The sequence below is a fragment of the Pseudomonas sp. B21-053 genome (assembly GCF_026016365.1).
GTDB lineage: Bacteria > Pseudomonadota > Gammaproteobacteria > Pseudomonadales > Pseudomonadaceae > Aquipseudomonas > Aquipseudomonas nunensis.
In genome coordinates this window covers 3,779,656-3,792,361 of record NZ_CP087205.1, presented here as the reverse complement: position 1 = coordinate 3,792,361, position 12,706 = coordinate 3,779,656, and the positions used below count along the sequence as shown (strand labels likewise).

General features: G+C 60.9%; 11 protein-coding genes and 1 pseudogene. 1 reads left to right on the top strand and 11 read right to left on the bottom strand.

The annotated features are described in order from the left end of the window. Positions 1-197 precede the first annotated feature (197 nt). From LOY68_RS17350 to LOY68_RS17320, 7 genes are all read right to left on the bottom strand, one after another. On the bottom strand, positions 198-1,235 hold the full coding sequence (locus LOY68_RS17350) for a DNA topoisomerase IB (protein ID WP_265038710.1): 1,038 nt from the start codon (positions 1,233-1,235) through the stop codon (positions 198-200). Positions 1,236-1,310: 75 nt separating this feature from the next. Continuing rightward, a complete protein-coding gene (modC, locus tag LOY68_RS17345; protein WP_265038709.1) occupies positions 1,311-2,390 on the bottom strand; it encodes a molybdenum ABC transporter ATP-binding protein in 1,080 nt (359 codons plus the stop codon). 3 nt (positions 2,391-2,393) lie between these two features. Continuing rightward, the gene (modB, locus tag LOY68_RS17340) at positions 2,394-3,074 is read right to left on the bottom strand and encodes a molybdate ABC transporter permease subunit (protein WP_163910289.1); all 681 of its coding nucleotides are present in this window, start codon (positions 3,072-3,074) and stop codon (positions 2,394-2,396) included. After that, positions 3,075-3,842, bottom strand: a complete 768-nt coding sequence (modA, locus tag LOY68_RS17335; RefSeq protein WP_265038708.1) for a molybdate ABC transporter substrate-binding protein — start codon at positions 3,840-3,842, stop codon at positions 3,075-3,077. It lies immediately after the preceding gene. 279 nt (positions 3,843-4,121) lie between these two features. Then, positions 4,122-5,186: an NAD(P)H-dependent flavin oxidoreductase gene (locus LOY68_RS17330; protein WP_265038707.1), complete on the bottom strand. Its 1,065-nt coding sequence runs from the start codon at positions 5,184-5,186 to the stop codon at positions 4,122-4,124. Positions 5,187-5,304: 118 nt separating this feature from the next. After that, the gene (locus LOY68_RS17325) at positions 5,305-5,898 is read right to left on the bottom strand and encodes a hypothetical protein (RefSeq protein WP_163910286.1); all 594 of its coding nucleotides are present in this window, start codon (positions 5,896-5,898) and stop codon (positions 5,305-5,307) included. Between the two features lie 32 nt (positions 5,899-5,930). Next, a complete protein-coding gene (locus LOY68_RS17320; protein WP_265038706.1) occupies positions 5,931-8,387 on the bottom strand; it encodes an autotransporter in 2,457 nt (818 codons plus the stop codon). Between the two features lie 178 nt (positions 8,388-8,565). On the opposite strand from LOY68_RS17320, the gene LOY68_RS17315 reads away from it, so the two are divergent. After that, complete coding sequence (locus LOY68_RS17315; protein WP_265038705.1) at positions 8,566-9,549, top strand: MDR family oxidoreductase; 984 nt, start codon at positions 8,566-8,568, stop codon at positions 9,547-9,549. Positions 9,550-9,601: 52 nt separating this feature from the next. Here LOY68_RS17315 and ada read toward each other — a convergent pair whose 3' ends face one another. The 4 genes and pseudogenes from ada to LOY68_RS32275 form a co-directional block, all read right to left on the bottom strand. Further along, on the bottom strand, positions 9,602-10,669 hold the full coding sequence (gene ada, locus LOY68_RS17310) for a bifunctional DNA-binding transcriptional regulator/O6-methylguanine-DNA methyltransferase Ada (protein WP_265038704.1): 1,068 nt from the start codon (positions 10,667-10,669) through the stop codon (positions 9,602-9,604). 78 nt (positions 10,670-10,747) lie between these two features. Further along, complete coding sequence (gene alkB / locus LOY68_RS17305; RefSeq protein WP_265038703.1) at positions 10,748-11,428, bottom strand: DNA oxidative demethylase AlkB; 681 nt, start codon at positions 11,426-11,428, stop codon at positions 10,748-10,750. After that, positions 11,418-12,107, bottom strand: a complete 690-nt coding sequence (locus tag LOY68_RS17300) for a 2OG-Fe(II) oxygenase (protein ID WP_265038702.1) — start codon at positions 12,105-12,107, stop codon at positions 11,418-11,420. Before LOY68_RS17300 ends, alkB begins: the two co-directional genes overlap by 11 nt. Next, positions 12,104-12,376 (bottom strand): annotated as a pseudogene (locus tag LOY68_RS32275) (methylated-DNA--[protein]-cysteine S-methyltransferase); the annotation flags it as partial. The gene LOY68_RS17300 and the pseudogene LOY68_RS32275, both read right to left, overlap by 4 nt. Between the last annotated feature and the right edge of the window lie 330 nt (positions 12,377-12,706).

Genomic DNA, 12,706 nt, shown 5'->3' with positions numbered 1-12,706 from the left:
TATCGACGGATTCAAGCTGCCAGCGCTCCGGGCGCCATTTCAACGTGTGGTCGTGGGACGCCATTGCGGCCGACGATCGCGGTGGGGATTCGATCAAGGCCCCCGTAGGAGCTGCCGAAGGCTGCGATCTTTTGACTTTTCTTTTCAAAAAACAAGATCAAAAGATCGCAGCCTTCGGCAGCTCCTACAGGGTACGGTCAGGATTTTTCGGCGGCGGCGACCATTTTCTCGAGAAAGATCGCCAGCCCGACTTCTTCTGCCCTGAGCCCTTTACGCACCCGTGGCCGGGGCAATTCAGCCAAGGCGCCAAGCAGGAAACCATCCAGAACCGCCGGGTGGATGTAGCACTTGCGGCACACCGCCGGGGTGTTGCCCAGTTGTTTGGCGACGTTCTTGACCATCTCCACCACATGCCGCTTGGCGTCGGATTCCGGTTCCCATTGCAGTTCGCGCAACACCGCCAACGCCAGTGCACTGCCGGCCCAGGTGCGGTAATCCTTGGCGGTAAAGTCGGCGCCGGTGAGGGTTTGCAGGTAGGCGTTGACGTCGGAGGAGGTGACGGTGTGTCGCTCGCCGTTTTCGTCGAGGTACTGAAACAGGTTTTGCCCGGGGATTTCCAGGCAGCGCTTGATGATCCGCGCCAGGCGCCGGTCTTTCACGGTGATCTGGTGTTCGACGCCACTCTTGCCGCGAAACTGGAACAGGATTGCGCTGCCATTCACCTCGACGTGCCGGTTGCGCAGGGTGGTCAGGCCATAGGAACGGTTGTCCCGCGCATATTGAGTGTTGCCGACGCGGATCAGCGTTGCGTCGAGCAAGGTGATGACCGTGGCCATGACCTTGTCGCGGCTGAAACCCGGTGCCTCCAACAGGGCTTCCAGCTGTTTGCGCAGTTTTGGCAGGGCAAGGCCGAAGTCGCGCAGCCGCGAATACTTGTCGGCATCGCGTACTTCGCGCCAGCGCGCGTGATAACGGTATTGCTTGCGGCCCCGGGCATCGCGGCCGGTGGCTTGCAGATGGCCGCGCGGGTCGGCGCTGATCCACACGTCGATGTAGGCCGGTGGCACCGCAAGAGCGTTGATGCGCTTGATTTCGTCGGGATCGGTGATGCGCTGGCCCGCCGGATCGAAATAACAGAACTTGCCGCGCAGTTTCTTGCGGGTAATGCCGGGCTGGGTGTCATCGACGTAATGCAGGTCGGGCGGCAACACATCGATCAGCGCGGTATCGGGCATGGCAGTAGTCCTTGGCAACGAATAGAGGGCTTGTAAAACCATTGACCGCGCGCTGTTGCCGTGGTGCCAACGGATTCAAGCCAGCACAGCGACTGCCTTAATCTGCGCCCATAACGCCTGGCCAGGATGAATGCCCAGTTGATCCCGGGAATAGCGGGTGATCCGTGCCAGCAACGGCGTGCCGCCAGCGTCGAGTCGGATCAGCACATGGGCGGCGTTGTCCGCACCCAGTTCACTGATCACCGTGACCGGCAGGCGATTGAGGATGCTGCTTTGCTCGACGCTGTGCAGGCTCAAACTCACGTCCCGCGCCTGCACTTTGCAGCGCAGGGCCTGGCCTTCAGTCATTGGCGAATGAGGCACGCGCAGATTCAGGCCGGAATTAGGCAGTTGCAAGGTCAGCAGCTGATAAGCGCTGTCGTAGGCGCTGACGTGTCCTTCAATCACCACGCCAGCGTCGTCGCCCAACGCCAGCGGCAGGTCGAGCCGGGCCAGGGTTTCGCCGATCGGACCGCTGGCCAGGGCCTGGCCGTCGCTAAGCAGCACAATATGGTCGGCCAGTCGCGCCACTTCATCCTGAGAATGGCTGACGTACAGCACTGGAATGTCCAGCTCGTCGTGCAGCCGTTGCAGGTACGGCAGGATCTCGTTTTTGCGCCGGCTATCCAGTGCCGCCAGCGGTTCGTCCATCAACAACAGTTTCGGACTGGTGAGCAACGCGCGGGCAATGCCGATGCGCTGGCGCTCGCCGCCGGACAGGTGTTGCGGATGCCGGTCGAGCAAATGGCCGATGCCCAGCAGTTCGGTGGCGTGGGCCATATCGACGCGGCGCTGCTGTTTCGGGATGCGCTTGAGGCCGAATTCCAGATTGGCCAGCACCGACAGATGCGGAAACAGGCTGGCTTCTTGAAACACATAACCAAGGGCGCGTTTGTGCGGCGGGACGAAAATCTTCCGACTGCTGTCCTGCCAAACTTCATCGTTGATCTGGATAAAGCCTTCTTCGGCTTTCTCCAATCCGGCAATGCAGCGCAGGCAAGTGGTCTTGCCCGAGCCGGAGTGGCCGAACAAAGCAGTCACGCCACGACCGGGCATTTGCAGGTCCACATCCAGGGCGAACCCCGAATAATTCAGTTTCAGACGGGTTTGAATCATCAATCAGCTCCAGCCCGCTTTGGTTTTACGGCTGGAGTAGAGCGCCAGCAATACCAGGAAAGAGAACACCAACATTGCCCCGGCCAGCCAGTGGGCCTGGGCATATTCCATGGCTTCGACGTGATCGTAGATCTGCACCGACACCACACGAGTCTTGTCCGGGATATTGCCGCCGATCATCAGCACCACGCCGAACTCGCCGACCGTATGCGCGAAACCGAGAATCGCGGCGGTGATAAAACCGGGACGGGCCAAGGGTAGGATCACACTGAAAAACGTGTCCCAGGGATTGGCGCGCAACGTGGCGGCGACTTCCAATGGACGAGTGCCAATGGCGGAAAAAGCGTTTTGCAGCGGTTGCACCACGAACGGCATCGAATAGAGCACCGAGCCGATCACCAACCCCGCAAAACTGAAGGTGAGGGTGCCGAAGCCCAGTGATTGGGTGAACTGGCCGACGAAGCCGTGAGGCCCGAGCGCCAGTAATAAATAGAAGCCAATCACCGTGGGCGGCAACACCAGCGGCAGGGCGACGATCGCCCCGACCGGGCCGCGCAGCCATGAGCGGGTGCGCGACAGCCATAACGCAATCGGAGTGCCGATCACCAACAGGATGACGGTCGTCAGGGACGCCAGTTTCAGGGTCAGCCAGATGGCGGAAAAATCGGCACTCGTCAGCGTCATTTAGAGTTGGTAACCGTAGGACTTGATAACGGCGGCGGCTTTCGGACCTTTCAGGTATTCAACCAGCGCCTTGGCGCCCGGGTTGTCTTTGCCTTTGTTGAGGATCACCGCGTCTTGTTTGATCGGGTCGTGCAGGCTCGCCGGAACGATCCAGGCCGAACCGCTGGTGACTTTGCCGTCTTTGTAGATCTGCGACAAGGCTACGAAGCCCAATTCAGCGTTGCCGGTGGAAACGAACTGGTAGGCCTGGGTGATGTTCTGGCCTTCAACGATCTTGTCCTTGACCTTGTCGGTCAGGCCTTCTTTGGCCAGTACCTGGGTTGCAGCCAGGCCATAGGGTGCGGTTTTCGGGTTGGCGATGGACAGGTGCTGGTATTCGTTTTTCTTCAGGACTTCGCCTTTGGCATCGACATAACCTTCCTTGGCCGACCACAGCGCCAGGGTGCCGACGGCATAGGTGAAGCGCGAGCCCTTGACGGTGTCGCCTTCGGTTTCGAGTTTTTGCGGGGTGGTGTCGTCTGCCGAGAGGAACACTTCGAACGGCGCGCCATTCTTGATCTGGGTGTAGAACTGACCGGTCGCGCCATAGGCCGCTACCAGTTTATGCCCGGTGTCTTTTTCGAAATCGGCGGCGATCGCCTGGATCGGCGCGGTGAAGTTGGCGGCGACAGCCACCTGGACTTCATCCGCCTGGGCCGAGCCGAAAGCGAAGACAGCGAGCAGGCTCGCCAGGCAAGTAGGGGCAAAACGTGAGGCACGAATGGTCATGGAACGGCTCCGTGGTAGGCAAGTGCAGTGGGCAGTTTTTATAGGGGTGAACTGCGCCGATGCGAGGGGTGAAACGCTATATATCGGAATATATAGCGAAATGCCTGTAAACGGAATTGTTGGTATTGCGCGGGATTTGATTGGGGTTTCAGGGGTACCGCTATCCCCTGTGGGAGCGAGCCTGCTCGCGAAGGTGCTGGATCAGTCAACATGTCTATTGAATGTTGATCCGCTTTCGCGAGCAGGCTCGCTCCCACAGGGGTTTATGGTGTTCTCAGCTTAGCTGTGGGTCAGTTTTGCCAAAGCTTCTTCGGCCAAGCGCCGGGTCAGCTCCGCCGTGGGCAATTCAACGCCCAGCCTGAATGCCTGCCCGGCCCACAAGTTGGCAAAATCCGCCGGATCCTTGGCCCGCAATGGCATCAATGCACCGCCAGCCAAAGGAAAGGCTGGGGCCTTGTCGCTCATCGGCCCGATTTCACGCATCACCCGATTCAGCAGTCCGCGCGCCGGGCGCCCGGTGAAGAGATTAGTGACAGCGGTCTCGCTTTCCTTGGCGGTGCGCAACGCCTTGTGGTGCGCCGCGCTGATCTTCGCTTCCGGCGTGAACAAATACGCCGTCCCCACTTGCACCGCCGAGGCGCCCAGATGGAACGCGGCGGCAATCCCGCGCGCGTCCATAATTCCGCCAGCAGCAATCACCGGTACTTTCACGGCATCGACGATTTGCGGCACCAGCGCGAAAGTGCCGACCTGACTGGTCAAGTCAGCGCTGAGAAACATCCCGCGATGACCACCGGCCTCGTAACCCATGGCGATGATCGCGTCGCAGCCACGCTGCTCCAGCCACACCGCTTCTTCAACGGTTGTTGCCGACGACAGAATCTTCGCACCCGTGGCTTTCACCCGATCCAGCAGCGATTTCTCTGGCAGGCCGAAGTGGAAACTCACGACCTCGGGGCGAAATTCTTCGATCAATGCGCAAGCAACTTCGTCGAACGGTGCGCGATTGGACACCGGCGTCGGCGCGTCGAAATCAGCGCCCAGTTCACGGTAGTAAGGCTCCAGCAGATTCTTCCAGTCCCGGGCTTTTTGCTCGTCGGGCGCTGGCGGTTGATGGCAGAAAAAGTTGACGTTGAACGGCCGCTGGCTGTGCTGGCGGATGGTCTTCAGCTCTTCGCGCAACTGCTCGATGCTCAACAGCGCGGCGGGCAACGAGCCCAGGCCGCCGGCGTTACTCGCCGCAATCACCATGGCTGAATCGTGGGCGCCAGCCATCGGCGCCTGGATGATCGGCAGTTCGATCCCGAGCAGGTCAAGAATGCGGGTGTCTGGCCATTGGCTCATTTGAAGCTTCTCCGACATCGACGGTATTGCCCGTTTTGTATCAGCTACGAGGAGGGCAGGCCAGTCGGTTTTTCTGAACGGTCCGGGTCGGTTTTTCAGAATGGACCGACGCTAGTGTTTATGCTTCTGGCAGCCAGGGCGCCGCGAGTGCCAGCGCGCCGTGACCGCCACGCCGGACGCAGGCCAGCACCTGCACCCACGTCAGTTCGGTCAGGCGAACCTGGGAAGCCGGGACCACGCGGACTTCGCCCGACGTACCGCCTGCCGGGCCTGCATCGAGGATAAACACCGAATACCACGCCTGCTGCTGTTCAAGCACCAGGCAAAACAACCAGCCGTCGTCTTCATTGATCAACCCGACCTTCGCGCCTTCGGCATTTTCCAGGCCGGCGAGGTGCGCTGTCGCATCCTTGAGCAGGGCATAGCCGGGCACCTTGCCGAGCACGTTGTCTTCCAGCGCATTGAACAGTGAAGTGCCCAACCGGGTTTTGGCCAGAATCCCGGCGAAAAAACAGATCAACACCAGCACCACCAATGCCACGAGGGTGAACAGTGTCACCCCGGCGATGCTGTACTCGGCGAACATCGGCAGCAGTTTGTGGATCGGTTCGCGCAGCAGATGCACGCCTTTTTCCAGCAACAGAAACACCAGCACCAACGGCAGGATAAACAGCAGCCCACCCGCCACGGTGGTTTTGATAAAACGAAACATGGCAGCCCCTTAAGCGGTCATTCAAACGGCATTCAACGGCGATGGAATCCGCCGCCACCCCCTCCGCCAAACGAGCGATTCATGACCTGGGAGGAGTTGTGATAGTTGTTGAAGCGCTCATTGCCGAAAGAGCGCGCCGCCGATTCGCGATTGAGATTCTGCAACTGGGCATTGTTCGTCGGATTGACCCGTGTCGCGTTGCCCTTGACCATCGATTGCCAGCCGTCATCGGTCTTTTTGTAGACGTTGCCGTCATGCCCGGCGTAGACGTTGTCGCCCACCTTGGCAGCGCCGCTGTTGCGTCCGCGAATGGCGCCGTACTGGGTGGTTTTGTCGGTGTTGGGGTTGTAGACCGCGCCGCGATTGGCGGTGACCTGGGTGCCGTTGCGCACGTTGCCCGCTGTGACTTTGCCGCCTGCAATCGCTGCGCCGCCAGGCCCGACGATCTCGCCGCTGCGCCCGGCGGCGTAGTTGCCGGTGTAGACGTTGTGCACTGCGCCGCGCTGCCCGGCCGTGGCGATACCGGTGCGCGAGTTATAGGAAGAGCCGACCTGACCAGCCCAGCGGTTACCGGTCCAGGCGTTATAGCCCGCGCCGTAACGGCTGACCGAAGCACGATCCCCCCATTGACGATAGAGGTTGCCGGTGCTGCCCGCCCAGCCGCCAGGACCCCAGGCCACCGCACCGCCGTGATAACCGTAGGCCGCGCCACCCCACGGCATCGGCGCCGGGTAAAGGCGCGGGCCCCAGGCGTAACCCCAACCGTAATTGCCCCACCAGGGATAGGCGCCCCAGCCCCAACCCATGGCCACGGTGCTGCCGCCCCAACTCCAGCCAAAACCGAAACCGAAGGTCCAGCCGGTCCACGGGGTATAGCGAATCGCGACGCCAAAACCGTAGGTCACTGGCGGGCCGTACCAGACAGTGCCGACCCACGGCGTATACGGGTAACCGGTGCCATAAACCACCACGCCACTGGCCGGGTCCACCGTGGAACCCTGATACCCCGGCGTATACCCCACGACCACCGTATCGCCGTTGGCCTCATAGACTTTCACGTAGGTGATGTAGTGCATCGGCGAGCTCGGTGGAATCGAGTAAATCACCGCCGGCACCGAAGTCGCGACCGACCACGGTCCCTGCACCGATGTGGCGTTGAACCAGATCCCGTTCTCCACCGCGTACCAACTCTTGGCATCGACCATGATGATGGGTGTCGGTGTGTTCACCACGTATTGCAGCGGCGTACCGCTGATAGCCCTGAGCTGTGGTTGACCGTCGAACTGCGGCGCGGTCATTTTCACCTGGCTCTTCTTGATGGCCGAGGTCTGCGGGATGGTCGCCGCAATCGCCGCTTCCCGAGCCTGGGGCGTGCCGGCCACCGAAGCCTTGACGTTCTCTTTGGCGCTGTCATCAGGAATATTGGCGAAGTCGGCCGGCAATTTGTCCGCCGGGGCGAAGGTCCACGGGCCTTTCATGTCCGTTGCTTTGAACCAGCGCCCGGAGATCAGCACATAGCTGTCCTGATCGCCAATTTCCTTGAAGATGTGCCCGGTGGTGTTGGTCACGTAGAGCAATTGCGTGTTCTGGATCGGCTGCCACTGGGGCGCGCCATCGGTGACGATCAGCTCGGTAGGTGTCGTTGCGATATGGATCTGTGGGATGGGTGGATTGGCCAGTGTAGGAATTTTGTCCTTCGGATCACTCTGGCCGGTCAGCAAATCAACCTGGCGGCTCTGGATCGCGGCTTTCTTGGCTTTTTCCAGATCGGCTGACGGCGAGGGCAGCGGTGCATACGGGCCGTCGAGCTGATCGGCGGCCATCCAGCCGTCGAACACATGCAGGTAATGTTTGCCCTGGGCATCCTTCAGCAGTAACGGACGGGTGTTGATCACCCGTTGCAACGCCGTGCCGTCCACCGGCCGGTAAGCCGGCTCGCCATCGATGTACACCAGCAGCGCCGGGACATCGGAGGTGATGATGGTCGGCGGGGTGTTTTCGATCGGATCGCTGCTGGACTTCTGTTCCGCCGCGAGTACGCCGACGGCGGCTTCGAGCTGGTCCAGGGAAATGGTTTTCTTGCGGTTCGCCGCGTCTTTTTTCAGGGCGGCGACCCAGGCGTCGGACTGCGCGGCACTGGACGGGAAATCTGCTTTGATCAGGGTGTATTGATCGAGCGCCACCCAACGTGTGGCTTTATCAACGAGGGTATGGGCGCTGAACTGGACGATGCCATAAGTGGATTTTCCATCGGCCCCGGTGGCTTCGACTGCGGCCCGGGCCTGTAGGGTATAACCGTCCCAACTGTCGAGTTGCGGCTGATAGATCGTCAGTTTGGTATCACCGGCGGTCAGGACTTGCGGCCAGCTCGGGCTCGCTGCCGCCTGAGCCGCAGGGGCTTTCGATGCTTGGGGCTGTGCAGCCTGAGCGCCACTGAACGCCAGCAAACAGAGCATCAGCAAAACGGTAAACGAGCGAAGGTAAGGCATTGTCAGCTCCATCGACAGGGCGGTTTTTGCAGGTAATTCAAGGCCGCGAAAAAAGCATAGCCTCCGGTGTTGGAAACGCTCGGTGGATTTTGCGATTGGATGAAAGTCGGGTAGGGCAATGTGTTGCATTGTGTTATTTCAATGTCACCAACCTCAGCGAACCCATCGGGAGAGAGCAATGTTCAACGGCATTTTGATCGACAAAGACGACAGCGGTTACCGGGCCACACTGCAAGAGATCAATGACGATCAACTGCCCGAAGGCGATGTGACGGTACGCGTGGCGTACAGCACGCTGAATTTCAAGGATGGCCTGGCGATTACTGGCAGCAGCCCGGTGGTGCGAAAATTCCCTATGGTGCCGGGGATCGATCTGGCAGGCAGCGTCGAAGTCAGCGGGCATCCGGACTACAAGGTCGGTGACCTTGTCGTACTTAATGGCTGGGGCGTGGGCGAAGGGCATTGGGGCGGACTGGCGCAGAAAGCGCGGCTCAATGGCGACTGGCTGATTCCACTGCCGAAGGCGTTCACGACGGCGCAAGCCATGGCCATCGGCACCGCCGGTTACACGGCGATGCTCTGCATCCTGGCGCTGGAGCACAATGGCGTCACGCCGGATCAGGGCGAAGTATTGGTGACCGGCGCCAACGGCGGGGTTGGCAGCTTTGCCATCGCACTGTTAAGCAAACTCGGCTACCGGGTGGTGGCGTCGACCGGACGCACCTCGGAGCACGACTACCTTAAACAGTTGGGCGCCAGCGATATCATCGACCGCGCCACGCTGTCCGAACCCGGGAAACCGCTGGCCAAGGAACGTTGGGCGGCGGTGATCGATTCGGTCGGCAGTCACACCCTAGCCAACGCCTGCGCCAGCACCAAGGCCAACGGCACGGTCGCAGCGTGTGGCCTGGCGCAAGGCATGGACTTTCCGGCCTCCGTTGCGCCGTTCATCTTGCGCGGCGTGACCCTCGCCGGGATCAACAGCGTGACTCAGCCGAAAGCCAAGCGGGTGCAGGCATGGGATCGCCTGGCCGAGGATCTCGACTTTGCCTTGCTGCCGCTGATCAGCCACGAAATCGGCTTGAGCGAAGCCATCGAAGCCGCTCCACGTTTGCTCGCCGGCCAGTTGCGGGGCAGGGTTGTCGTCGACGTCAATCGCTGAAGGGAGGCGTCGTTGCGGCTCGAAAGGGCCGCGATGGCGGCAACGGCACTCGCTAAGGCTGGTTTTCCCGCTCCAGCAACTGCCGCTTGCGCTCCACACCCCAGCGATAACCGGACAGGTTGCCGTCGCTGCGCACTACCCGGTGACAGGGGATGGCGACCGCCAGGCTGTTTGCGCCACAGGCCTGGGCCACGGCGCGCACGGCTTTCGGCGAACCGATGCGCTGGGCGATATCGGCGTAACTGGCAGTGGCGCCGGCAGGGATTTCCCGCAGGGCTTGCCAGACTCGCTCCTGAAAAGCGGTGCCGCGCACATCCAGGGGCAAGTCCAGGCCTATGGCAGGCGCCTCGATGAAGCCGACGACTTGGGCGATCAATTGCTCGAATCCGTGATCGGCGCCGATCAGATTGGCGCGGCGAAATTTGTCCTGCAGATCGCACACCAGTTGGTGTGGATCGTCCCCCAACAGAATCGCGCAGATACCCCGTTCACTTTGCGCCACCAGGATCGCCCCAAGGGAACATTGGCCGACCGCAAAGCGGATGTCGTTGTTCTGGCCTTCGGCGCGGTAATCACCGGGCTTCATGCCCAATAACTGATCGGCTGCTTCATAGAATCGGCTGTTCGAATTGAAACCTGCGTCATACAGCGCGTCAGTCACCGAACCGCCGACGCTCAAGCGCTCGCGAACCTTGCGTGAACGGTGTGCGCTGGAGTAACCCTTGGGCGTCAGGCCAGTGACGGCTTTAAACACGCGATGGAAGTGGAAGCTGCTGAGGCCCGCCGCCTCGGCCAGTTCACCCAGCGCCGGCAGGTTCTCGGCGGATTCGATCTGACGGCAAGCAGCCGCCACCGTCGCAGCATGCTGGGCGGCCACATCGCTTTGATCCTTCGCCGCCCGTTTGCTCGGGCGATAACCCGCTGCCTGGGCCTGCTCGGCGGTATCGAAGAATTCGACGTTCTGCGGTTTCGGCAAGCGCGCCAGGCTGCTGGGGCGGCAATAGATGCCGGTGGTTTTAACCGCGTAGACAAACTGCCCGTCAGCCTTGGAGTCGCGGGCAACCACAGCCGCCCAGCGTGGGTCATTCTCGGTCGCGATGTGGGTCGAAGGGGTGGTCATGGCTTCAAGTCCGTTGACGGGTTTCATACAGATTAAGCAGTCGGCGGGAACGCAACACTCCGGGTCTTGCGGTCAAATTCAACCCGCGCTACGAAACGTGAAATTGATCCGCTGTTCGCCGAGTCGCGGGTGCTGGCCGTCCTTGATCGGCAAGACGCCGTGATAACGCAAGCGATCAACACCGCCCCAGACCACGATGTCCCCATGAAACAGCGGCACTCGCTGGCTCTTGTCGCTGCGTTCGAAGCCGCCAAACAAAAACATCGCCGGCAAGCCCAAGGACACCGACACGATGGGTGCAGCGTAGGAACCTTCGTCTTTATCCTGATGCAAAGACATCTTGGCTCCAGGGATATAGCGGTTGATCAGGCAGGAATCCGGCACGAAATCGTCAAAACCTGCTTCCCGCGCCGCCGCTTGCGCCAGCTCGAAAAACACCTCGGGCATCGTTGGCCAGGGTTGCCCGGTTTGCGGATCGTTGTGGGTGTAACGATAGCCGCTGCGGTCCGTGGTCCAGCCCAGCGTGCCGCAACTGCTCAGGGCCACCGACATGGTAAAACCGCCAGGCGTGACCATTTGCCGAAACGGCGCAGCCAGCAGAACGGCTTCCAGTGCCGGCAGCAATCGGTCAATCAAGGGCAGGGCAAAGCCCCGGAGCACGTAGGACTGTTCGCCGATCTGTTCGCGGCGGGGCGGCTGTTCGGGCTCGCTGTCGGCGAACAAATCGAGGGTGGTCGGGTTCATGGGTTCATAGCGCATCGTGAAAGATGATTCCAAGGGTATGCCGTTTGCCACTGTGCAGGCGACTGACGCCGTGGCGCATCGTGACTCGGTAATAGCCGCGAACACCTTTGACCGGTCGCTGGTTGACGGCAAAGATCAGGCCGTCGCCTTTCTTCAGACCGATCACCTGGGGCCGCGATTGCATCCTTGGGCGCTGCTCGGTCAGCACAAACTCGCCACCGGTGAAGTCTTCGTCCGGTTCTGACAGCAGAATCGCCACTTGCAGTGGGAAAACGTGTTCGCCGTACAAATCCTGATGCAGGCAGTTGTAGTCCTGAGGACCATATTGCAGCAACAACGGTGTCGGACGCTCCTGACCAGCGGCATGGCAGCGTTCGAGAAACGCTGCGTGGTTGTCGGGGAATCGGGTCGGCAGGTCCATTTGCTCGTACCAGCGATTGGCAATGGGCACCAGTCGCGGGTAGAGCGCGCCGCGCAACCGGGCCACCGTGTCCGGCAACGGGTACTTGAAGTACTTGTACTCCCCGCGCCCGAATCCGTGGCGGGCCATCACCACTTGTGAGCGAAAGGGCTCGGGTCGGGGGTACAAGGCGCTGACCTGATCACACGTTTCGTGGCTCACCAACGAACGGATAATGGCGCAACCGTCCTGATCGAGTTGTTGTTCCAACAAGGCCCAGTCTAGCTTGCTCATTGCCGCGCCTCACGATCCAGCAACTGCCGTTTGCGCTCCAGGCCCCAACGATAACCGCCGAGGCTGCCGTCCTGGCGCAGCACCCGATGGCAAGGCACGATCACGGCAATAGGGTTGGCGCCGCAGGCATTGGCCACTGCACGAAAAGCCTTGGGCTGGTCGAGGCGTTGTGCAATGTCGCGATAGCTGGCGGTTTGACCGACAGGAATTTGTTGCAGGGCATTCCAGACTTGCCGCTGAAAGTCGCTGCCCGCCAGATCCAGCGGCACATTGAATGCTTGGTGTGGATCGTCGAGGTGGCGCAAGGTCTGCTGCAACTGAGGCATCAAGCCTTCATCGCGTTGGAGAACGCCGCTAAAGCGCCGCGCGAGATCGCGTTCAAGAGTGGCCAGGTCATCGCCGAGCAGCAACGCACAAAGGCCCTTGTCACTGAAGGCCAGCAACAATATGCCCAGCGAGCAAGTGTCGCTGATGTAGCGAATCGAGGAAGTAGACATGTTCTGACTCCTTAACCAAAGGTTGAGGTGGCCAGTCTAAGGAGCGCCGATCGAGCGAACACTCCGGCGCTTGCGGTCGAATTCGAGCGGGGCGGGGAGCCG

What these genes read in the sequence shown, in the direction of transcription:
- alkB (WP_265038703.1), bottom strand. Translation starts at nt 11,428, where the DNA reads ATGCGCTATGAACCCATGAACCCGACCACCCTCGATTTGTTCGCCGAC.
- modC (WP_265038709.1), bottom strand. Translation starts at nt 2,390, where the DNA reads ATGATTCAAACCCGTCTGAAACTGAATTATTCGGGGTTCGCCCTGGAT.
- LOY68_RS17300 (WP_265038702.1), bottom strand. Translation starts at nt 12,107, where the DNA reads ATGAGCAAGCTAGACTGGGCCTTGTTGGAACAACAACTCGATCAGGAC.
- modA (WP_265038708.1), bottom strand. Translation starts at nt 3,842, where the DNA reads ATGACCATTCGTGCCTCACGTTTTGCCCCTACTTGCCTGGCGAGCCTG.
- LOY68_RS17320 (WP_265038706.1), bottom strand. Translation starts at nt 8,387, where the DNA reads ATGCCTTACCTTCGCTCGTTTACCGTTTTGCTGATGCTCTGTTTGCTG.
- LOY68_RS17315 (WP_265038705.1), top strand. Translation starts at nt 8,566, where the DNA reads ATGTTCAACGGCATTTTGATCGACAAAGACGACAGCGGTTACCGGGCC.
- LOY68_RS17330 (WP_265038707.1), bottom strand. Translation starts at nt 5,186, where the DNA reads ATGAGCCAATGGCCAGACACCCGCATTCTTGACCTGCTCGGGATCGAA.
- LOY68_RS17350 (WP_265038710.1), bottom strand. Translation starts at nt 1,235, where the DNA reads ATGCCCGATACCGCGCTGATCGATGTGTTGCCGCCCGACCTGCATTAC.
- ada (WP_265038704.1), bottom strand. Translation starts at nt 10,669, where the DNA reads ATGACCACCCCTTCGACCCACATCGCGACCGAGAATGACCCACGCTGG.
- modB (WP_163910289.1), bottom strand. Translation starts at nt 3,074, where the DNA reads ATGACGCTGACGAGTGCCGATTTTTCCGCCATCTGGCTGACCCTGAAA.
- LOY68_RS17325 (WP_163910286.1), bottom strand. Translation starts at nt 5,898, where the DNA reads ATGTTTCGTTTTATCAAAACCACCGTGGCGGGTGGGCTGCTGTTTATC.